The sequence below is a fragment of the Paenibacillus sp. DMB5 genome (assembly GCF_001517085.1).
Taxonomy (GTDB): domain Bacteria; phylum Bacillota; class Bacilli; order Paenibacillales; family Paenibacillaceae; genus Paenibacillus_AQ.
On record NZ_LRAC01000139.1, the window covers coordinates 17880 to 36332 of the forward strand.

General features: G+C 50.9%; 31 protein-coding genes and 1 pseudogene. 30 read left to right on the forward strand and 2 right to left on the reverse strand.

The window, feature by feature from the left end; translation table 11 throughout:
- Positions 1-133 precede the first annotated feature (133 nt).
- The 16 genes from AWJ19_RS22355 to AWJ19_RS22430 all read left to right on the forward strand — a co-directional run bounded on the left by AWJ19_RS22355 (position 134) and on the right by AWJ19_RS22430 (position 8395).
- Positions 134-319, forward strand: coding sequence for a hypothetical protein (locus AWJ19_RS22355; RefSeq protein WP_068727176.1), 186 nt, complete (start codon positions 134-136; stop codon positions 317-319).
- Between the two features lie 138 nt (positions 320-457).
- On the forward strand, positions 458-871 hold the full coding sequence (locus AWJ19_RS22360; RefSeq protein ID WP_068727178.1) for a RusA family crossover junction endodeoxyribonuclease: 414 nt from the start codon (positions 458-460) through the stop codon (positions 869-871).
- Between the two features lie 21 nt (positions 872-892).
- Positions 893-1717, forward strand: coding sequence for a hypothetical protein (locus tag AWJ19_RS22365; protein ID WP_068727180.1), 825 nt, complete (start codon positions 893-895; stop codon positions 1715-1717).
- A gap of 32 nt (positions 1718-1749) precedes the next feature.
- Positions 1750-1968, forward strand: coding sequence for an IDEAL domain-containing protein (locus tag AWJ19_RS22370; RefSeq protein ID WP_068727182.1), 219 nt, complete (start codon positions 1750-1752; stop codon positions 1966-1968).
- On the forward strand, positions 1937-2374 hold the full coding sequence (locus AWJ19_RS22375; protein ID WP_068727184.1) for a hypothetical protein: 438 nt from the start codon (positions 1937-1939) through the stop codon (positions 2372-2374). The genes AWJ19_RS22370 and AWJ19_RS22375 overlap by 32 nt, the downstream gene beginning before the upstream one ends.
- 15 nt (positions 2375-2389) lie before the next feature.
- The gene (locus AWJ19_RS35350) at positions 2390-2821 is read left to right on the forward strand and encodes a DUF5348 domain-containing protein (protein ID WP_068727186.1); all 432 of its coding nucleotides are present in this window, start codon (positions 2390-2392) and stop codon (positions 2819-2821) included.
- 353 nt (positions 2822-3174) lie between these two features.
- A complete protein-coding gene (locus AWJ19_RS22390) occupies positions 3175-3852 on the forward strand; it encodes a hypothetical protein (RefSeq protein ID WP_068727189.1) in 678 nt (225 codons plus the stop codon).
- 4 nt (positions 3853-3856) lie between these two features.
- Positions 3857-4000, forward strand: a complete 144-nt coding sequence (locus tag AWJ19_RS35360; protein ID WP_157890071.1) for a hypothetical protein — start codon at positions 3857-3859, stop codon at positions 3998-4000.
- Between the two features lie 26 nt (positions 4001-4026).
- A complete protein-coding gene (locus AWJ19_RS22395) occupies positions 4027-4293 on the forward strand; it encodes a hypothetical protein (protein WP_068727191.1) in 267 nt (88 codons plus the stop codon).
- Positions 4290-5792, forward strand: a complete 1503-nt coding sequence (locus AWJ19_RS22400; protein ID WP_068727193.1) for a DNA cytosine methyltransferase — start codon at positions 4290-4292, stop codon at positions 5790-5792. The genes AWJ19_RS22395 and AWJ19_RS22400 overlap by 4 nt, the downstream gene beginning before the upstream one ends.
- A gap of 195 nt (positions 5793-5987) precedes the next feature.
- Entirely contained in the window at positions 5988-6509 is a 522-nt protein-coding gene (locus AWJ19_RS22405) for a hypothetical protein (RefSeq protein WP_068727194.1), read from the forward strand.
- A gap of 20 nt (positions 6510-6529) precedes the next feature.
- A complete protein-coding gene (locus AWJ19_RS22410) occupies positions 6530-6817 on the forward strand; it encodes a hypothetical protein (protein ID WP_068727196.1) in 288 nt (95 codons plus the stop codon).
- Between the two features lie 5 nt (positions 6818-6822).
- Positions 6823-7263, forward strand: coding sequence for a YopX family protein (locus tag AWJ19_RS22415; RefSeq protein WP_068727198.1), 441 nt, complete (start codon positions 6823-6825; stop codon positions 7261-7263).
- Positions 7260-7715 carry an ASCH domain-containing protein gene (locus AWJ19_RS22420; protein WP_068727199.1) on the forward strand — a complete coding sequence of 152 codons (456 nt, stop codon included), beginning with the start codon at positions 7260-7262 and terminating at the stop codon, positions 7713-7715. The genes AWJ19_RS22415 and AWJ19_RS22420 overlap by 4 nt, the downstream gene beginning before the upstream one ends.
- On the forward strand, positions 7712-7981 hold the full coding sequence (locus AWJ19_RS22425) for a hypothetical protein (protein WP_068727201.1): 270 nt from the start codon (positions 7712-7714) through the stop codon (positions 7979-7981). Before AWJ19_RS22420 ends, AWJ19_RS22425 begins: the two co-directional genes overlap by 4 nt.
- Positions 7982-8098: 117 nt before the next feature.
- A complete protein-coding gene (locus AWJ19_RS22430) occupies positions 8099-8395 on the forward strand; it encodes a hypothetical protein (protein WP_068727205.1) in 297 nt (98 codons plus the stop codon).
- 167 nt (positions 8396-8562) lie between these two features.
- On the opposite strand, the gene AWJ19_RS22435 is transcribed toward AWJ19_RS22430, so the two are convergent.
- A complete protein-coding gene (locus AWJ19_RS22435; protein ID WP_068727207.1) occupies positions 8563-8883 on the reverse strand; it encodes a hypothetical protein in 321 nt (106 codons plus the stop codon).
- A 233-nt stretch (positions 8884-9116) separates the two neighbouring features.
- Here AWJ19_RS22435 and AWJ19_RS22440 point away from each other — a divergent pair, with 233 nt between their 5' ends.
- The 5 genes from AWJ19_RS22440 (at position 9117) to AWJ19_RS22460 (ending at position 11445) form a co-directional block, all read left to right on the forward strand.
- Positions 9117-9602, forward strand: coding sequence for a hypothetical protein (locus AWJ19_RS22440; RefSeq protein ID WP_068727208.1), 486 nt, complete (start codon positions 9117-9119; stop codon positions 9600-9602).
- A gap of 309 nt (positions 9603-9911) precedes the next feature.
- A complete protein-coding gene (locus AWJ19_RS22445) occupies positions 9912-10220 on the forward strand; it encodes a hypothetical protein (RefSeq protein ID WP_068727210.1) in 309 nt (102 codons plus the stop codon).
- A 325-nt stretch (positions 10221-10545) separates the two neighbouring features.
- On the forward strand, positions 10546-10746 hold the full coding sequence (locus AWJ19_RS35960; RefSeq protein WP_068727212.1) for a hypothetical protein: 201 nt from the start codon (positions 10546-10548) through the stop codon (positions 10744-10746).
- A gap of 43 nt (positions 10747-10789) precedes the next feature.
- Positions 10790-10984, forward strand: a complete 195-nt coding sequence (locus AWJ19_RS22455) for a hypothetical protein (protein ID WP_068727214.1) — start codon at positions 10790-10792, stop codon at positions 10982-10984.
- A 170-nt stretch (positions 10985-11154) separates the two neighbouring features.
- Positions 11155-11445 carry a hypothetical protein gene (locus AWJ19_RS22460; protein WP_068727215.1) on the forward strand — a complete coding sequence of 97 codons (291 nt, stop codon included), beginning with the start codon at positions 11155-11157 and terminating at the stop codon, positions 11443-11445.
- Positions 11446-11674: 229 nt separating this feature from the next.
- Here the strand turns inward: AWJ19_RS22460 and AWJ19_RS22465 are convergent, their stop codons facing one another.
- A complete protein-coding gene (locus AWJ19_RS22465) occupies positions 11675-12076 on the reverse strand; it encodes a hypothetical protein (RefSeq protein ID WP_068727217.1) in 402 nt (133 codons plus the stop codon).
- 86 nt (positions 12077-12162) lie between these two features.
- On the opposite strand from AWJ19_RS22465, the gene terS reads away from it, so the two are divergent.
- The 9 genes and pseudogenes from terS to AWJ19_RS22500 all read left to right on the forward strand — a co-directional run bounded on the left by terS (position 12163) and on the right by AWJ19_RS22500 (position 18442).
- Positions 12163-13038: a phage terminase small subunit gene (gene terS, locus AWJ19_RS22470; RefSeq protein WP_068727219.1), complete on the forward strand. Its 876-nt coding sequence runs from the start codon at positions 12163-12165 to the stop codon at positions 13036-13038.
- Positions 13028-14457 (forward strand): annotated as a pseudogene (locus AWJ19_RS22475) (DEAD/DEAH box helicase family protein). The gene terS and the pseudogene AWJ19_RS22475 overlap by 11 nt, the downstream one beginning before the upstream one ends.
- A gap of 16 nt (positions 14458-14473) precedes the next feature.
- Positions 14474-14620 carry a hypothetical protein gene (locus AWJ19_RS36830; protein ID WP_241781848.1) on the forward strand — a complete coding sequence of 49 codons (147 nt, stop codon included), beginning with the start codon at positions 14474-14476 and terminating at the stop codon, positions 14618-14620.
- Between the two features lie 143 nt (positions 14621-14763).
- On the forward strand, positions 14764-15972 hold the full coding sequence (locus AWJ19_RS22480; protein WP_241781849.1) for a hypothetical protein: 1209 nt from the start codon (positions 14764-14766) through the stop codon (positions 15970-15972).
- Between the two features lies 1 nt (position 15973).
- The gene (locus tag AWJ19_RS22485; protein ID WP_068727223.1) at positions 15974-17026 is read left to right on the forward strand and encodes a phage minor capsid protein; all 1053 of its coding nucleotides are present in this window, start codon (positions 15974-15976) and stop codon (positions 17024-17026) included.
- Between the two features lie 6 nt (positions 17027-17032).
- Entirely contained in the window at positions 17033-17164 is a 132-nt protein-coding gene (locus AWJ19_RS37390; RefSeq protein WP_277815834.1) for a hypothetical protein, read from the forward strand.
- A 3-nt stretch (positions 17165-17167) separates the two neighbouring features.
- Positions 17168-17401: a hypothetical protein gene (locus tag AWJ19_RS22490; protein ID WP_068727224.1), complete on the forward strand. Its 234-nt coding sequence runs from the start codon at positions 17168-17170 to the stop codon at positions 17399-17401.
- Positions 17398-17646: a hypothetical protein gene (locus AWJ19_RS22495; RefSeq protein WP_198536622.1), complete on the forward strand. Its 249-nt coding sequence runs from the start codon at positions 17398-17400 to the stop codon at positions 17644-17646. The genes AWJ19_RS22490 and AWJ19_RS22495 overlap by 4 nt, the downstream gene beginning before the upstream one ends.
- A gap of 88 nt (positions 17647-17734) precedes the next feature.
- Entirely contained in the window at positions 17735-18442 is a 708-nt protein-coding gene (locus AWJ19_RS22500) for a scaffolding protein (RefSeq protein WP_068727228.1), read from the forward strand.
- The last annotated feature ends 11 nt before the right edge of the window (positions 18443-18453 follow it).

An 18453-nucleotide genomic window follows, 5' to 3' on the forward strand; every position in this document is an offset into this window, starting at 1 on the left:
GTCGGCAGAAGGAAGAAATTAAAGCAAATGGATTGATCATGGATAACTGGTTTGTTGAGCGAGATACTCGTGAGGAATTAGTACTGATAAACCGGTACTCCGGCAAGCCCCGGACGATCCGGAGAGCCGTATCATGAGCGCCTGGAATTACTGGCATGTGTACAATCACATGCGGAATATTTACCTCAGCACCGGAGTAGCCCCGAGCAGGGACGACTTGCTGAATAAGTTCGCGGAACTGGACTCTCGTCAGATCGATGAAGGTATCGAGGAGTTTGATCTCGCAATCGGCAATCGGAAGCGAGGTGAAGCCGGATGAGAACCCGTAAGCTGGTTGATCCACTCTTTCAACAAACCAATTATTTCACCGTTTGGCATGACAACGGCAAGATCGCGGGGTTGGTGTTCGTACTGGATTCAGAGCTGAAACCGCCGCGGCAGCAGGGAGGGAAGCATTATGATTCAGTTCACGGTGTACGGAGAGCCCGTCGCGCAGGGTCGGCCTAAATTCAGTTCTGCCGGTGGCTTCACCAGGGCGTATGACCCTAAGAAATCCCGGGACTACAAAGATTATGTACGGCTGGCCGCGACGGAGCACGCGCCGGCTTCGCTGCTGGAAGGGCCACTCGGAATTGCGATCACTGCTTACCGTTCAACACCTAAGAGCTTCAGCAAAAAGAAAGCTGCAGAAGCTGAACGGGGTGAGGTCCTGCCAACAACCAAGCCGGATGCTGACAACTACCTGAAAGGGGTGAAGGACGCTCTGAAGGGTGTCATCTGGAAGGATGACAGTCAGGTGGTTGAAGCATTTGTTCGCAAGCGGTACAGCAACCGTCCGCGCATCGAAGTGAAGATCAGACAAATCCAATAAACGCAAAGGGGAATGATTCGAATGATGAAGGATCACGCGAAATTTACAGGAGAAATTGCAAAAGGTATTAAGATTGGTGAGTCCAGTGTTGAAGTGAAACTGCTTATTCCGCTCAGAGCAGCACTCCCACACCTTCTTTTTCTGAGCAGTAACCAGGGCGAGGAGATCAACGTGTTCCTTGGCGATCCACAAGCTGCTTTCAACTTTGATGAAGAGGAAGAAATTCATCAGGAAGTGACCGGGCGCCGCGTAACGACTGATGCTTCTGGTGTTGTAACCAGTGTAGAGCTGCGTGAAGGAGATGATCCGGATCAGGTAACGATATTCGACCAGCAGCCTGATGGGGAGGAAGTCGGCGGATCTGAGCAGGGAGATGAATCCGGTGGGGAAGCAGAAGGGGGTGCCGGGGATTCATCAGAGGGTGGTGAGTCTGCTGGAGAAGATGCTGCTGCAGGCGATGGAGATTTCCAGCCGAATTGGATTGATGAAGAGCAAGGCGGGCAGGAAGAAGAGGGCCAGAATGATGGATCTGAGGCTGCTGGTGACGCCTCTGAAGTAACGGGTTCTGATGCCGAACAGCAATCGGAAGGAGATGCCGAGGAAGATGTCGACAAAGAGCAGCTCGACGAATTCATCCTTACTGACCGTCCGATCTTTGCCGAAGTGGAGTTCGATGGCCAGCCCGTTCCGTTCCCGGACCTGCTGGAGAAGCGCCTTAGAGAAAACAAGACATGGCGTGAAATCGCCCTGGAGAACGGCATGAGAAGCGGACAGCTCTCTTCCCGGTACAGCACTTACCGGAAGCTGGCTGCAAAGAAAATGAAGGGTGGCGGAGGAGCAGCGTAAGCTGCTTCTTCTCTTACAAGGAGGGAGCGGCCATGTTTATCCTTGGACTATATGCGCTGGCACTGGATAAGTACATCGAAGTGGTTTGGGAGGCTGCCGTCCTAAAACACCGGATAGAGCAGCTGCAGCAACTGATAGATCAGGCACTGGACAACTGGGATGCAGAGGCATTCTACCAATACTCGGCTGAGCTGGCCGGACTGAAGGCGGTGCAGGGACATGGGCAAGTCAAAGCAGGTGCGGGCACCTAAAGATGAATCCATCCGCAGGCTGGCCGACCGGATCACCAGGGCAGTTAAGGCCCGGGGCATCACGGTACAGCGGTATGATGCTTACACGACGAACAGTGTTTATCTCAAATTTGATTATGGTGTGGCAAACAGCGTCCGGATCAGCGATCACAATGGCAAGAAGCACTTATCCTATCGATTCAATCTGCTGACGACGCTTGATAACAGCTTCGCCGAGCTGGAGAGTGAGCACCCGCGTTACTATTACTCTCCAGATGATTTCGACCGGTTGATCAAGGCGATCATCGGGAACCGGGATGCTCAGATGGAAAAGTACGGATCGCGGCATTATGAGTTCCTCATGAACCGGAATAAAGCAGCTAACACCGACACTAAAGGATTTTGGAGTAAAGCGAGGATTGTATAAATGGGAGGTACTTTTATGAAGGAAAAGATCAAGATGGCTCTGATCAAGCTGGAGCCAGAGCTGAAGAGATTAGCGAAGCTGATTGAGGATGCGGAGAATGAGGGTGTTTACGGTGACACTCCTCAAGAACATTATCTCCGGTCAATGAACAATAAGATTGGCAGCAAACTGGACGATGCCCGCCGGTTGCTCCGGCAAGTCAATGCTCCGGTGATTGAAGAAGGAACACTCCGGAAAAATGCTTCTGGCCGCTATGAACTGCCAAGCGGGGATTATTTCACATCAGGATCATCGATTGAATTCCTTCACTCTTACTCTGACGGCGATCAAATCTGGGTTTACTCCAGTGTCGAGCATAACGGTGAGGATTACTACATCACAAACATTCCTGATACTCCGATGGCCGGGCTGCGGGTACGAGTTAAACAGCTGCCTCTCTGGGATTAACATGAGCCGGCTCGACACGCTGCACCAGATCACTCGCATCTCAGAGGACAACTGCAAGGGCTGTAAGCAGCGGGCTGAAATTATCCGGGAGCATGGACACATTCACTTCTATGTGGATAGGCACTGCACGAAGGTTTGCCCGATCGGGGCGGAACTCAAGCGGCTGGGCACCCAGTTGGAAGGGGGACGTAAGGGATGAACTGGCGCGCTGCGACTCCCCAGCAGTTACGGATGATCGTGTGGGATACCGGCGCGCACCCGGTTCTGCGGCAGGAAGCTGCCGCGGAGCTATCCCGGCGCCGCCGGCCGATGTACGGGAAGGTCAATTTTAAGTTGAGGAAGGTGTATCCGCGATGAGTTGGTACGATGATGATTTTTACCACGAACCGAGCGAATTTGAGGAGCAGATCAATGCTCTGAAAGAATCCCTGATGAACTCAATCAAGGATGAACATAAAGCAGAGCTTGACCGGCTGCGGAAAGAAAATGAGGGACTTCAAAAGGTTAAGCGGGATTGGAATAATCTCCAATCAGAGTATGCCGGGAAAGTAAGGGCACTCTCGTATGAGAAGGACAATCTCAAGCGGCAAGTCAGGAATGAGCGATTAACTGAGCTGATGCAAGATTTTAATATTATCGCCTATCGGGCAACCACTAATAGGCTTGCTCAACCTAAATGTGATAAATGTGACGATTATCGGAAAATCAAATTCTTCTCACCTTCGGGCAAGGTGATGTCAGAAGAATGCGAATGCAGTGTGGGGATAAAAGTCTTCGTGCCAGAAGAAATGCAAGTTGCCGAGTTCGGAATTAGCCGGGATAAAACCAGCATGATGGCATGGTATCAGCGGAGATATTCAGATAGCGATCACTATAGCTCTACCCAGTATGCTGAACACATTTATAAACCAGGCACCTCATTTGAGGAGTTGGGAAATTACTTTAGTGTATTCTTTCGTGATAAAGAAGACTGCCAACGTTACTGCGACTGGCTTACTGAGCAGGAAGCCGCCAAAAAGAAGGAGTGCTGATCCCATGAAAACAGTTATCCGGATAAGAGACGACGCTGGCCGAATCGTCGGCACGGTCCGGGAAGAGGAACTGCCCAGCCCGGAGCAGACGCTGGTGCGATTTAGCCTGGCGTTGGTGGTGCTGGGACTGCTGCTGATGTGGCTGTAATTACAACAAGGCAAGGGGAGATTGCTATGAACGAACAACAACGCCGCAGGGCGTTCCAGAAAGTGAAGTCATTCAGCAATGATAAGTTTTGGGGCTGGATGAATTTTATTCACTCCCGGGCTTACGCCAAAGCCCAGCAGCACTATGAGGAGGCCATGAGCATTGTCCTGCAGCCAAAACAGGCTGCTGCGGTGTCGGCCAAGGCCAAGGAGATTCGGGAGTCTTGGGACGGCATGGCAACGATCACCATGGATGATACAGAGGCTGCCGAGCTGCAGCAGGTGGGCGTATGAGAGAGATCATCGTCGATTCGTTTGCCGGCGGAGGCGGGGCAAGTACCGGGATGGAGCTTGCGTTAGGCTACAGCCCGGACATTGCTATCAACCATGACCCGGATGCTATTGCTATGCACAAGGCCAATCACCCCGAGACGGAACATTATTGTGAGGATGTTTGGGATGTTGACCCCGTGAAGGCAACCCGGGGGCGGCCTGTTGGGCTGGCTTGGTTCTCTCCGGACTGTACTCATCATAGTAAAGCCCGCGGCGGGAAGCCCCGCGAGAAGAAAATACGCGGCTTGGCATGGGTCGTAATCCGATGGGCGATTGCAGTTAAGCCACGGGTCATCATCCTTGAGAACGTTGAGGAATTCCAAGACTGGGGTCCGTTGGATGAGGAGGGCCAACCGATTCCAGAAGAGAAGGGGCGCATTTTTGAATCTTTCGTCGAGTGCCTGCGGCAGCTCGGTTATGCGGTTGAATGGCGTGAACTGGTAGCATGCGATTACGGCGCCCCTACCTCTCGGAACAGACTGTGTATGGAAATGCGCCGGGACGGCAAACCCATTGTCTGGCCGGAGCCGACACACGGATCACCCGATAGCCTTGAGGTACAGGCCGGTAAGCGGAAGCCGTGGCGGACAGCTGCTGAAATTATTGATTGGTCCCTTCCATGCCCGAGCATCTTTGATTCCGATAAAGAGATCAAAAAGATTTACGGATTAAAAGTGAAGCGCCCATTGGCAGATAGTACACAACGTCGTATAGCTCACGGTCTTGTGAAGTTCGGATTTGACAACCCTAATCCATTTATCGTAACAGTTAACCATTCCGGTGATGGATTTAGAGGCCAAGGTATTGATCAACCGCTCGGAACAATGACATCGAAAAACGGATATGGTCTGGTGCTCCCCTTCCTTACGAAATATCACGGGGAGATTAAAGGCCAAGAGGCTCGTGGACAGACACTTGATAGTCCTCTGCTTACGCTGGATACCTCCAATAGGTTCGGGCTGGTCACTGCAAATATCATCAAGTTCCGAGGTACAAATATTGGTCAGTCTATGAACGAGCCTCTTCACACCATTACAGCCGGCGGCAATCATCATGGTTTGGTATATGCGTTCTTGGTGGAATATTACGGGTCGAGCATTGGGCAGAGCCTTAACAGCCCTCTGCATACAATTCCGACACATGATCGCTTTGGCTTAGTAATTGTCCACGTCATGGGAGAGCCATATGTTGTAGTGGACATCGGCTTCCGAATGCTCACAGCTCGTGAGCTTTACGCAGCTCAAGGATTCCCTGGCACTTACATCATTGATGGCTACCGGGCTAATGGTCGTCCTGTACAGAAACATCAGCAGGTAGCCAAATGCGGCAATTCAGTTTCTCCTGAAATGGCGAGAGCTAAAGTTCTGGCAAGCGTCCCGGAATTGTGCATCGGCTCCGGCCGACAGTTGGCGCTTGAGCGCTACAAGCCTGCTGCGGGGCAGATGGAGTTTAGCTTATGACAACTATCAGCCCGGAAGCCAAGCAAATCTGTGAGGACAATTACAAATCAAATTGCCCGCGCTGTCCACTAAGGCCGGCCTGTGTAAAAAGCGTAAATAGCCAAGAGTCTTATGACAGGTGGCAGGCAGCCATTACTGCATTAGCTGAGCAATTAACAAGGGAGGGGCTGTCATAGCCCCAGGGAGGGAACGAACATGAGCCACTGGTTTTATATCACGCCTGAAGAGTACGAACTGGCCGCAGCGATCGGCGTAGATTCAGAAAATCTTAACCGGCGCGTCCGACTGCTGGGATGGAATAAACAACGGGCACTGACCACTCCACTCGAAAAAAAGACAGACCGGCGACACTGGGCTGAAATAGCACGGCAGAACGGAATCGGATATTACACTTTCATGACCCGTGTGAATCAATGGGGATGGGATGAAGAACGGGCTGCAACAGAGCAGCTGCAAGATCGGAAAGCTACGGCAGCTAATGGCACAGAGAAGATACGGAAGATCCCGGCGGAAATTATTAGACTGACCGAGCAAAACGGCATCGCCTATCACACCATGCGCGCCCGGATCCGAAAGGGATGGGACCCACGAGAAGCGGCGACTTTGCCTGTCGCCTCTCACAGTGACGCCGGAAAGCTCGGTAAGGCTGCTGTCATTGCTAAATATGGAGACTGGAATAAGTTTTCATTCAAAGAACCTAAAAAAGTGCGGGCATAGCCCCTATAGGAGAGATAAACGTGGAAAACGTATTGATCATTTGGCTGAATGGCGCTATTGCTGATGTTGCTAAACAAGCAGTAAAGGCGGCATTGAGCTGCAGTTACAGCATTGAGGAACGGGACCTGCAGCCGATTGATAACGGTTTTGAATTTACTTTTGACGATGAAACGGGCGGTAATGCTCGCATTGAGTTTATCAACGACGATCCGCATTTGTCGGTAAAGATAACAACGGACTTTTCCTGGGAAGCAATACCGCTGTATGACCTGGTGCAGAGCTGTTTCGACGATGAAGAGGAGGCATAACCAGTATGAGCAGCCAACCGAAATACCGGGCTTGGTATAAACCGCTGGGCGTAATGATTGAGCCGGATAAGCTGGAAATGATCAATTTTGAGACCAAGGTGCTGGGCGTATATTTGGAGATGGACGGCAAAGGATACCATGTGCTTCGGATGTCAGATTTTGAACTGATGGAATTTACCGGTCTGAAGGATGAAGAAGAGATTGATATCCACGATGGGGACCTTTGCACAGATGATGAAGTGTCTGTTATGCAAGTCGTTTGGGTGGAAGATCACCACCAGTGGGGCGTTAAAGTAATCTCTGGCAGTGGCACATTGAGCGTTGGACTGATCTTCCCACTTTGGCACTGGGACATTTGCAAGCAGAATGGACTCCGGCAGCTCACTGTCATTGGCAATATATACGAAAACCCGGAACTTATCGGGGGAGAGGCGGCGAAGGTATGAAGGCAATAACCATAAAGCAGCCCTGGGCAACACTAATAGCCCTTGGAGAGAAACATTTTGAGACCCGGGGCTGGCAGACAAAGCATCGCGGTGAGCTGGCGATCCATGCCGGTAAGCAAGTGGACCGTGATGCCTGCGAGATCCCGAAGATTAAGGAGGCGCTGGTCCGGCATGGTTACACTGCTGATAACCTGCCAACAGGGGCTGTTATAGCCGTCGCGAAGCTTGAGGAGTGCTGGGAAGTCGGCCGTTGTCTCCGCGGGGATGTCGTTCTTGAGAAGGACGGCGGTAATACAATACGAGAGGACCCTATTGGAAAGAAGGAAGAAGCATTCGGCTGGTATAACGACGGACGTTATGCTTGGGAGATGGGCGACATCAACCAGTTGCCGCAGCCAATTCCGTGCAAGGGTCAGCTAAGCCTCTGGAACTGGGAAGGGGTACCTGGTTGAGAACCGCTGATGAAACCATAAACCTGCTGCTGCAAGCCATGGATAAGCGCCGGCAGTACCTGCGCCGGAAGGTCCGGAGGATCGAGGCGCGCGGGATACAGCCGGGGAAAGGCCGGCCGAACGAAAGCAACCGCCTGAAGTACTCCGGCCGGGTCGGGATGCTGTCGGAGCATGCCACTATCCGTGGAATGCTTGAGCGAATACAGGATGGACGCATGCATCCGGATGAAATGTATAACGAGGAGGATGACACGGACGATGATTGAAAGATGCCCGGGCTGCGGATGGCACATGGTTCCTCAATGGGGCGGTGATGAAGGTCCGGATTCTCATTGGGAAGAGTGCCAGAACCCAGAATGTGATTATGAGGAAGGAGGAGAATCATGACACCAGAAACGCTTAAATCCACCTGTGCAATGTTTCGCAAGGAATTGGAGGTGCAGGGTGCTTCGCTAGGGATCATGGCCGTGTTTGACAGTATGTGCAGCTACCTAGGCGGAGAAAGCGGGGACTTAAATAAAGCGCTGGGAGATCTAAAAGAGGCTCAGAAAACAATATCCAAGGCACGGCATATTGCAGAAGTGCCGCCAGCGGTATTCGGTGAAGGTTTTGATTGGGAATTTCACTATAAGACTCGCAGAAAGGAACTACTGGCGGTACTGAAAATGCCGGGGGAATGAGCAGTAGACGCATACTGCGCAGCAAGGGAGGGATATGACGGCGAGAAAATTCAGCCTATCGCGGCAGTTCTGAACGAAAAACTAAGTCATCGACTGCCGCTGTGTTGTTAAAATAACGTTTCCCAGATAGATGAATGGTCGCCCTACATGATCCTGTTAACAGCATATTAGATCACGTAATATAGATATCCTTCCTTCATAAGCTGAATTGATAATTCATCAATGCTGTCATAGTGCATTGGCCAGCAATAGTCTTTTTGTTTCTCCAATAGTTCGTTATTATTCTCAAAAAATCGGTTCAGCCCATATTCTTGAATGTCCAAGATAATACTTCCCTCTAGTTGGGTTTCGAATCGATGAGCTAGTACATCTTCAAAAGAAACTTCCACTCTTTCGGAGTTACTTGGTGCTTCTGTGTATAAAATTATTTTGTGATTTTTCAAATCAACCTGATAAGACGTGATCTCGTTATCATGAATGCTAATCATTTGGCACCTCCTCAATAAGGATATTTTACACTCTTTTCATGGATAGTTCATTGAAGTAATCTGCCCGTTAGCTTAAAGAAGCTTTTTCATCGAGAGTCATAACGATTGATGCACAGTACGAAGATACCAGGCAGTAAATAAGCAAAGACCCCCATATCCTTGGCCGGGGCGGTGGTCATTACCGGTAAAACATTCCTCTCGACATTATAACATGACAAAGGGGAATGAGGGGAATGGCGATGGTATACGAACAAGGGGAATTGTTTGCGGAAGCATCAGAAGCGGAGCTGGAACAGACCGAATTCTACCTCGAACGGTACAGGGACATGATCCTGTTTATTCAAGATTTTGAAGAGAATGAAGCAGATATGACTCAGGTTGCCATCGATGGAGAGTCTGTCCGCCGGCTGAGCGCGGACGAGCTGCATGCAGATAAGACAGCTAATGCTGTTATTATCACCGAAAAGCAGAGATGGACGTATGGACGGTACCGTGTTTATACGCAAATGATTTTCCGGGCATACAATCTGATCCGTAATCCGGATGTGAAGAAGGTGATTAAGGCCCGGTTCATTGAAGGGCACACCCGCAGCAACACAATTCTGTTCACATATGCAACTGGGAGTACTGTGGATCGGCACATTAAGAAGGGCACGAAGATGATTGCAAACTCGCTTAGTCAGATGGGATTCTTCGATGAAATTTTGAAGAGAAACTGATGGAAAAGCGCGAATTATCGGGGTTTTATGAACACCACATGAGGATTCAACCGTGTTATATTGGTAATGTGGAAATCAGGCGAGAGTGACACGCACGGCTGCAGCAATGCAGCATTAACCGGGGCGTACCTCCTCTCGCTTTTCTATATACTCCGTTCTTGTGGGTTTGTCATTTCCCTGTCCCCTTATGGCCGTGACCACATCGGTTAAAGTTCGGATCGTGGAGGCTGCCGGCCGCCTGAGTAAGTGCCGGATATTATCATGCTGGAGCAAATGCTTGAATCAAATAAATATCGGGGAGGGTTGCCCATGAATGGCATGCCGGTTCAATGCGATAACTGTAAGGGCGGGTTCCATATCTTCGTTCAAAGCCGTCGGCTGGAGGATGCGGTCGAGGAAACCTATTTCGAGTGTCCTTACTGCAAGCAGCACTATCCGTCATTTTATACGAATCCGGCTGTTCGTGAAAAACAAAGGTCTATCGGCCAGCTGCAGGATCGGCTTACTACTCTGAAAGATCCAGCAAAGCGTGCTGCTCTCCAGGAGAGAATCGATCGGGAGCAGGCGGAAGTCAATGCCATGATGGCTGTGCTGAAGTCAAAATATAAGGTAGGTTAACGCATGCGGGGTGTCTGGACGCAACGCCAGCAAGAACCGGGCCGAAGCCGGGGTTCAAATCCCTGCCCCCGCTATTATCGAATAAGTGAGCAATAAAGAGAGCGGTTATGCTTTGATGGAGAGAATCGTCCGTAATCGTCACTGCCGACTTTGACTCCGATTTCTCCAGCTCAGTATAATGGTCTTGTTCTCCTCTGTAACTATGGAGATAAAGATTTTAAGCAAAGAGCGCAGCGCATTTGCTGCGGATGCGGAGCGGACGCCGCTTTTTATGTTTACAGGAATTTTATCCCTGTTGTCGAATAACAGTAGCAGGAGGGATTATATGGATATATGGGAAGTTGCCGGACCATTGATTATGACAATGCTGGTGCTGCTCCTTGTAGGTGTAGCACTGGCAATAATCGTAAGAAAAATGGAACGGGGTTTAATGAGGAACATACTTGTTAAAATTACTCCAGTATTTTTAGCAATGTTCTTATTAGGTGCAATTACATACTTTAGTGGTATATGGGGAAGTCGCTGAGATTCAGCGGCTTTTTTTTATTTTGCCGAAAGGAGCAGCAGCCATGAATTCAAAACTGGATGAGCAAAATCGCATTGCTGTCGGCCTGATCGTTCCTTGCTGCGGCAGGAACCTTTTTATTCCTCAGTCTGCTCTGGATGAATGCGAGGAAGTATTCTGCGTCGAATGTAATAGCCCGATGCTGTTCAAAGGCAGCGATAACGCTTGGTATATTCCCGGAAAGAAGGTTGATTTCTAATGGCAAAGAAGCGAATACAGCAGAAGGATCCGCCGCGGCAGCCTGAAAAGTGTAAAGGTTGTATCTGGGGTAGGTGGGAGCAATCAGCACAGTTTTGTAGCAGGCCTGTTTGCCAGAAGGGAAAAACTTCCTGAGCGTCGAAATGTGATGTTGAAGGGAGGTGCACAATATTGGTAAATATCAAACTCAAAACCTTTTCACTTGATGGTAAACCTGTTGAAGTTGAAAGTGTAATCATCAATATTTCGGCTGTGAACGGGCTCAAAGATTATGAGTTGCTGGTTGATAGCGATAAACATTTTCTTTTTGACGAGTTCGGAAATGACATGAAGTTTGAAGGTACAGATGAAAACGGAGCGGTTTACTCTGGCGATGTTATATCAACCTATGAATCCGTTGAAAGTGGCCTGATAACCTTCAGAGGAAATGGAGCGTTAAGAAAGGACGGTATCACTTTTTAATCTAAGCACCTTCGGGTGCTTTTTTCATGCCTGTAAATGACCTTCTGTGAGTCGATTTAAGGCGTTGTTTGGTTGTATGTCCGAATGGCAGAAGAAAGCTGGAGAATGGCAGGACAGAGCAAGCCACGCAGCGTGATGACGGATTTAAGCCTGACCCTACAGCAAAACCGACTTAACATAAGTAAGTCGGTTTCAATATTGAGTAGCCAAGCTCAACACCAAACAATAATTAAATAATTTCATCAATTATAGCAATCATTATTGTGCAGGAAGCGCATGAATTGTAGGTTTTATTATTGGTGGAATTGAAGAATAACATTACTATCGCGATAGAGACTGTAGCTATAGTATATAAAATTTGATAAAAGGCATCATCAGTTTTGATTATGCTAAATGCTCCCGTGAGTAGAGAAATAGCAATAGCTGATATTGATAATGAGTTTGAAATGGATGGAGACTTAGCCACTCTACTTTGAAACATAATTTTAGTATATTCAAGTTCTTCATCAGTTATCATGCCACGATTTTTTAAATCTTGTATTTTACTCTTTGCATCCTTGATGTCATCTGGATCAACTTCTTTTTTTGATCTTAAGTCTTTTTCAATTTCACGTATTGCTGCGTATGACATTCAATTGCCTCCCAATATTTTTATATTCATTATCGGCAAAAATGAATTATGAGTTTACATATTTTTACGGGGGTGGTGATAATGTAATGGCCAGAGCAAGAGATCCGAACCGTGACCAGGCGAAACAGATATGGCTGGATCACGGCGGCAACATAACCAACCGGCAGATCGCCGAGCAGTTGAACGTCGACGAGAAGAAGGTCGCCGTCTGGAAGCAGCGGGATCGGTGGAATGTTGTACAACAATCTTCCGAAACTGTTGTACAACAAAAGCGCGGCGCGCCGAAGGGCAACAAAAATGCTGTCGGCAATAAAGGCGGCGCTCCTCCCGGAAGCAAGAATGCGCTGGGTAATCGGGGCGGCCACGGTGGTCCCTTCGGTAATAAGAAGGCCGTCACTACTGGTGAGCATGAGACCATCTGGATGGACACCCTTACCGAAGCCGAGCAGCAGCTCATGGATCATATCAACACTGATCCGGTTGCCCAGGCTGATGAATCTATAGCCCTTCTCTCCGTCCGTGAGCGCCGAATGATGCAGCGAATCAAGAACCTGATGGACGGGCTTTCTGAGAAGGAGCGCAGCGAGCTGCAGGAGCTCAAAAGCATCAAGGGCATGGGCAAGGTCCATGATGAGAAGTCCGGCATCACCAAGAGTGTTCCGGTTACCCGGGATGAAATGGTGCTGTCCAAGGTTGAGGAGAAGACGTTCCGCAAGCTGGATGACATTCTGAAGCTGGAAGAAGCCCTCACCCGTATCCAGGACAAGAAGATCCGGGCCATCGAGCTAAAGAACAAACTCATCGCTGTCGATGAGGAAAAGCAGGTCCGCACAGCAATCCTTCAGATCGAGCTTCAGAAGCTGCAGGGGGCAGAAGGTGCGACCGCGAGCTGGACGGATGCGATTCGTGAGATTGCGGAACGGCGAAGAGCAATGAAAGCGAGTGAACAGCATGAGCAGTAAGCCGTATAACGCCGTTGCTGCTCTGACGGATCTGATTGATCTCTACTGGGATGATCCTGTTGCCTTCTCCGAGGATATGCTCGGATTCGATCCGGATGATTGGCAGCGGAAAGCAATGGCTGATGTATCCATGCATCCACGCACCAGTGTCCGCTCGGGGCAGGGTGTGGGTAAGACAGCCTTCGAGGCTGCACTTGTCATCTGGTTCCTCTGCTGCCGACCTAATCCCAAGGTAGTGTGTACCGCTCCGACCAAGCAGCAGCTGCATGATGTCCTTTGGGCAGAGGTGTCCAAATGGCTGGAGCGCTCCTTGGTAAAGAACCTGCTCAAGTGGACCAAGACTAAAATTTACATGGTCGGGCATGAGCAGCGCTGGTTCGCTACGGCGCGTACAGCGACCAAGCCGGAAAACATGCAGGGCTTCCATGAGGACTACATGCTATTCATCGTGGACGAAGCATCTGGCGTTGCGGATCAGATCATGGAAGCCATCCTTGGTACGCTGTCTGGTGATGAAAATAAGCTTCTGATGTGCGGGAACCCGACTCGAACGAGTGGGGTTTTTATGATTCCCATAATCGGGACCGGGCGAAGTTCCAGACGCACAAGGTTGATAGCCGGGATAGCAAGCGAACCAGCCGAGAGAACATCGAGATGCTGATTGAAAAATACGGCGCGGACAGCGACGTTATCCGGGTACGTGTCTTCGGAGAGTTTCCGAAGGCAGAAGCGGATGCGTTTATCCCGTTGGAACTGGTCGAGCTCGCGGCAGCTGCTCAAGTTGAAGCCCGCGGCGACACTCTCCATATTGGAGTGGACGTGGCGCGCTTCGGTGATGATGAGACGGTTATCGCTTTGCGGATTGGCATGAAGGTGTTTCCTCTGCATTGCTACAGCAAGCAGGACACCATGGTTACCGCTGGCAGGGTTATTGCTGCTGGCCGGGAGTTGTTACGGGATAGGCCGAGCCTTCGCCGTGTTGAGATCAAGGTCGATGACAGCGGCGTCGGCGGCGGGGTCACGGATCGCCTGAACGAAGTCATTCTGGAAGAAGGGCTGACCGATTGGTGGGTAATACCGGTGAACAACGGCGGAAAGGCATCCGATGACGAGCTGGAACACTATGAAAACAAGGGTACCGAATCTTGGGCTGTGCTCCGGGATGTTCTGCAGGAGTCCTTTTCCAAACATCTGCAGGGCGGACCAGTAGAGATTGAGCTTCCAAATGACGAGCGCTTAATTACTCAACTATCCCAGCGAAAATACCGTATGACCAGTAAAGGTAGGCTTGCCCTGGAGCGAAAAGAGGACATGAAGAAGCGCGGGCTTGATTCTCCTGACCGAGCTGACGCTGTGATCCTGTCGTTTGTAAGCGAGAAGGATATGCATTATACCAATCAACGGCCTTCAGGCTGGTAAGAAAGGAGAGAGAACATTGACCATCATTTACAGCAAGAAGCAGTTCCCACCAGCCCCGTATGACGTCGAGGTCGAGGATATGCACTATTACCGGCTGCTCTATGACGGCGATCATGACCTGATCTTCCCGCGGCCCGTAATATCCAGACGACGGAACGGCTGATACGCCGTTCACACCCAGGACGCTACCGCCGCGGACGACCGGCTGAGATCAAAGTTACCACGGAGCATCAATATGTCGTAGTTAACTTTGCCTCACTGGTTGCAGAAGTACCGGCTGACCTGATTAACCGTGCGTTGGGCAATGTGTCCGCCGATATCGAGCAGGGCCCTGAGCTGGATTTTGTGGCCAGCGTTGTTACAGAGTCAAAGCCGAATGCGAAAATATGGTCCGCTGTCGTGCAGCACCAGGTTGACGGTCTGACAGCTTACCGAATCCGGCGGGATGGCGGCGGCAAAGTCTGGTTCGAGTGGCTGCTGGGAGATCAATATTTCCCACATGAGAACGGCCGGGGTGCTGATCTCGCGTGGATTGAGGAATGGGATAACGGCCAAGGAGCCATAGATCGTTTCCTCCGGGTCGAGCGGCAGGAGCTCAGCGGGGATGACCTATCCATTAAACAGCTCGTTTACAAGATGGACGGTGACACTGTCGGTGATCTGGTGGATACGCAGCAGTATGCCGATGACCATGGCCTTGATATCCCTGAGGATGCGGAGCTGCCTGACATTGGCGAGTTGCTTTGTGGCGATGTAACCAACGATGAAACCCTGCGGCATCCCCGCGGCCGGTCCGCTCTCCGGAACATTGATACGATCCAGGAGGAAATAAACTGGACGATTACCCGGGACTCCATTGTATTCGAGAAGCATGGCAAGCCGAAGCTGGCTATTCCCCGAGCGCTCTGGGATACAGTTGCCAATCAGAATCAGCGGGATTATGGCGCGAGGTTTGTTCGCGGAGCGGATCTTGAAGTGGTCAGCTATGACGATAAGACCGGGGCCATCCCGCAGTACATCACCTGGGACGCCAAGACGACACAGTCGTTTGGACATGTAGAGCGCCTTATCCGTTACATGCTGGCCGTCAGTAAGACATCCGTTCAGGCAGCTGGGCTGGAGGATGCCAAGGGGGACACCGGTATCGCGCTGCTCTACCTTTGGATTCAGTCAGTAATCAAGGCCGAAGCCATCAAGGATAAGTTCGATGCAGCCATCAAGGATGCAGTGAGGAAGTGCATGCTGCTGGAGAACGCAATTGGCTCCGTCAAATTGAAACCAGTAAACCCGGTAATAGAGTGGGGCGACATGCTGCCGAAAGCAGAGTCCGAGAAGGATGGAGAAGAGAGCAAGAAGTATGCAGATGGTGTCCAATCGCTTGAGACCACTGTCCGCCGGCTGCATCCTGACTGGAGCGAAGAGGCAATTCAAGCCGAGATTCAGAAAATTCAGGATGACAAAGCTGTTGATACACTTAACCCAACCTACACGCAGCCGCCCCGGGTAACGGTGTAATATGGCTACAACGGAGGAACTGATTGCGCTGTATGTTCTAGCGGATGAGCGGCTTCGTGCCCTGGTTCAGATCCTACAGGACGGTAACATCAGCAACCGCCGCCGGCAGCAGCTACTGCAGCAGGTGGATATGATTATCGCGGAGCTGGTCAATGATGCCGGGCAAGGCCTGGCTGATCTGATCGGCGAGGAGTACCGCAGCGGGGCTGCTGTGGCTGTTGAGCAGATGGTTGCTGCCGGGATTGCGCGGGAAGCAATGGACGTTACCATCAAGGAAATCATACACCAGGGAGCGGCTCAATCGATCTCAGATGAGGGATTTTATTCTATCCTTGAGGCGTCCGAACATATGACTCGTGATGCTAAAAAGCGTATTGAAGATGCCATTAGGATTGCAAATGAGCAGTCACTACTCGAGGGAGTCAGCCGCCGGCAGGCTACACAGAATGCTGTCGCTGCTGTTAATAAGCAGGGCATCACCGGCATGATATCCAAAAACGGCGCCCGCATCCCTGCCGACAAGTACATGGCCGGGGTTGTGCAGTACCATCAGCGTAAAGCGCATGTCACCGGTACCGAGAACATGGCTGTGCAGAATGGAATGGACCTGGTTTACATCAATAGCGTCGGCATCACTTGTCCGGTGTGCGCTGTATACCAGGGACGTGTCTACAGCATCAGCGGCAGCGATTCGCGTTTTCCGCGGCTGGAACGGCGCCCGCCGTACCATAGCCATTGCGTTCATTCGATGTCGGTCTGGGTGGAGGAGTACACCTCTGCCGATGAGATCGAGCAGGTCATCCTGGACAGCAACCGGCCGTTTACTGATAACCGAACGGCGGCGAATATGCGGCGGTACAACGAACTGCAGCGGGAGAAGTCCCGTAAGAACGAGACCCGGAAACAGTGGATCAGGTACAAGGCCGTGCTGCCGGAAGATACACCCAATCTGCAGCAGTTCGCCAGTCTTAAGGTCAGGAAGACTGCAAGGTATGCAGAGCTGCAGGAGCTTTTCCGGGAAGTGAACCGCGAGATTAAGAGGCAAGGAGGATGATAGACCGTGGATGAGTTTATGGACGATATGATCCACATGACGGAAGGTGAGAAGCTGCTACATTACTGGCCGCTCTGGCTATTTATCATGGCTATGGTCGTTGTCGGCAGCCACTGTTCCAAACGAAAGGAGCGTTAAGCCTTGGATGAAGTGAGAGAGCGGCGCAACAATCGTGCTGGTAAAATAACACCTCTGGCCTGTGCTGGGAGTCTTCAGCAAGCGGCAGAGCAGGGCCGTATCGAGTCTTTCATCGCTGTCGTGAAGCTGGCTGACGGTTCGATTCAAACCGTTTGGAGCCATATCCAAAATACCGAAGCTCTGGGTCTGCTGGAATGCGGTAAGGATGATGTGATGAACCAGATCAGGGAGGGATAGTCGTGAAATATCGAAAAAAACCGGTAGTGATTGAAGCATGGCAAAATGCTGACGACACAGGATGGCCGGATTGGCTTGATGATGCTGATGCAGGCAGGGAGCCTGGCGGTGTCATTCTTATCAATACTCTTGAAGGGGTTATGCGTGCTGACCTCGGCGATTGGATTATTCGTGGAATTAAAGGTGAAGTATATCCCTGCAAACCGGATATTTTTGAAGCTACGTATGAACCAGTCGCTGAATAAGCGGCTTTTTATTTTGTCCAAACCGTGGCACGACTTTAAACTGCCTACCGAGGAAGCCTACCCGGGCATAAAACAGGAGGTCAATACCATGAAAGAATATATCGCAAGATCGGCAAGACGTATCCTTTTGGACCTGCAACTATTCGCTGAAGGTGGCGAAGGCGGCGGAGAGGGCGGTGACGGTGGTGGTGCTGGTGGTAACGGCGGCGATGCTGGAGGTAGTAAGACATTTACCCAAGCTGAGCTGGATGCAGCTGTTCAAAAGCGTGTTTCCCGTGCAGAGAAAGCAGGACAGCTCACTCTGGCAAAAGAGCTGGGCTACGACTCGGTTGAAGCCATGCAAGCCGCCCTGAAGAATCCGAAGGATAAGGACAAAGAAAAGGGACAACTTGACCCTGCGGAAGTCAGCCGTCTGGTTGACGAGCAAATCAAGGAGCGTGAGAAGGAGCAGAATCAGAAGACCTTCCAGCGCTTGCTTACTGCCGAGGTGAAGCTGCTGGCGAACGAACTCGGATTCGCCGACTGGGAGGACGCCCGCGTGTTGTCTGACCTGACCGCCGTGAAGGAGAACGACAAGGGCGAGCTGGAGGGCGTGAAAGAGGCGCTTGAAGCTCTGGCCAAGAAGAAGCCGCATCTCCTTAAGGCGAAGCAGGGCAGTGGACGGATCGGTGCAGATGTTTCGTCTTCCACTCCCGAAGACAGGAAGAAACGGCAAGAGGATATCGTGAAGCTGGCCAAAAGCCGCGGGGCTGCACCAGGTACTTCAACTGTGCATAACCCTTGGGCAAGAAATTAAAGGAGGAATGA

Bases quoted from the DNA above. Each gene is read 5' to 3' on its own strand.
- AWJ19_RS22465 (WP_068727217.1), bottom strand. From the start codon at position 12,076: ATGTCATACGCAGCAATACGTGAAATTGAAAAAGACTTAAGATCAAAA.
- AWJ19_RS22370 (WP_068727182.1), top strand. From the start codon at position 1,750: ATGTTTATCCTTGGACTATATGCGCTGGCACTGGATAAGTACATCGAA.
- AWJ19_RS22390 (WP_068727189.1), top strand. From the start codon at position 3,175: ATGAGTTGGTACGATGATGATTTTTACCACGAACCGAGCGAATTTGAG.
- AWJ19_RS22420 (WP_068727199.1), top strand. From the start codon at position 7,260: ATGAAGGCAATAACCATAAAGCAGCCCTGGGCAACACTAATAGCCCTT.
- AWJ19_RS22355 (WP_068727176.1), top strand. From the start codon at position 134: ATGAGCGCCTGGAATTACTGGCATGTGTACAATCACATGCGGAATATT.
- AWJ19_RS22415 (WP_068727198.1), top strand. From the start codon at position 6,823: ATGAGCAGCCAACCGAAATACCGGGCTTGGTATAAACCGCTGGGCGTA.
- terS (WP_068727219.1), top strand. From the start codon at position 12,163: ATGGCCAGAGCAAGAGATCCGAACCGTGACCAGGCGAAACAGATATGG.
- AWJ19_RS22500 (WP_068727228.1), top strand. From the start codon at position 17,735: ATGAAAGAATATATCGCAAGATCGGCAAGACGTATCCTTTTGGACCTG.
- AWJ19_RS35960 (WP_068727212.1), top strand. From the start codon at position 10,546: ATGGATATATGGGAAGTTGCCGGACCATTGATTATGACAATGCTGGTG.
- AWJ19_RS22375 (WP_068727184.1), top strand. From the start codon at position 1,937: ATGGGCAAGTCAAAGCAGGTGCGGGCACCTAAAGATGAATCCATCCGC.
- AWJ19_RS22400 (WP_068727193.1), top strand. From the start codon at position 4,290: ATGAGAGAGATCATCGTCGATTCGTTTGCCGGCGGAGGCGGGGCAAGT.
- AWJ19_RS22435 (WP_068727207.1), bottom strand. From the start codon at position 8,883: ATGATTAGCATTCATGATAACGAGATCACGTCTTATCAGGTTGATTTG.
- AWJ19_RS22430 (WP_068727205.1), top strand. From the start codon at position 8,099: ATGACACCAGAAACGCTTAAATCCACCTGTGCAATGTTTCGCAAGGAA.
- AWJ19_RS35350 (WP_068727186.1), top strand. From the start codon at position 2,390: ATGAAGGAAAAGATCAAGATGGCTCTGATCAAGCTGGAGCCAGAGCTG.
- AWJ19_RS22365 (WP_068727180.1), top strand. From the start codon at position 893: ATGATGAAGGATCACGCGAAATTTACAGGAGAAATTGCAAAAGGTATT.
- AWJ19_RS22440 (WP_068727208.1), top strand. From the start codon at position 9,117: ATGGCGATGGTATACGAACAAGGGGAATTGTTTGCGGAAGCATCAGAA.
- AWJ19_RS22395 (WP_068727191.1), top strand. From the start codon at position 4,027: ATGAACGAACAACAACGCCGCAGGGCGTTCCAGAAAGTGAAGTCATTC.
- AWJ19_RS22405 (WP_068727194.1), top strand. From the start codon at position 5,988: ATGAGCCACTGGTTTTATATCACGCCTGAAGAGTACGAACTGGCCGCA.
- AWJ19_RS35360 (WP_157890071.1), top strand. From the start codon at position 3,857: ATGAAAACAGTTATCCGGATAAGAGACGACGCTGGCCGAATCGTCGGC.
- AWJ19_RS22360 (WP_068727178.1), top strand. From the start codon at position 458: ATGATTCAGTTCACGGTGTACGGAGAGCCCGTCGCGCAGGGTCGGCCT.
- AWJ19_RS22445 (WP_068727210.1), top strand. From the start codon at position 9,912: ATGAATGGCATGCCGGTTCAATGCGATAACTGTAAGGGCGGGTTCCAT.
- AWJ19_RS22485 (WP_068727223.1), top strand. From the start codon at position 15,974: ATGGCTACAACGGAGGAACTGATTGCGCTGTATGTTCTAGCGGATGAG.
- AWJ19_RS22455 (WP_068727214.1), top strand. From the start codon at position 10,790: ATGAATTCAAAACTGGATGAGCAAAATCGCATTGCTGTCGGCCTGATC.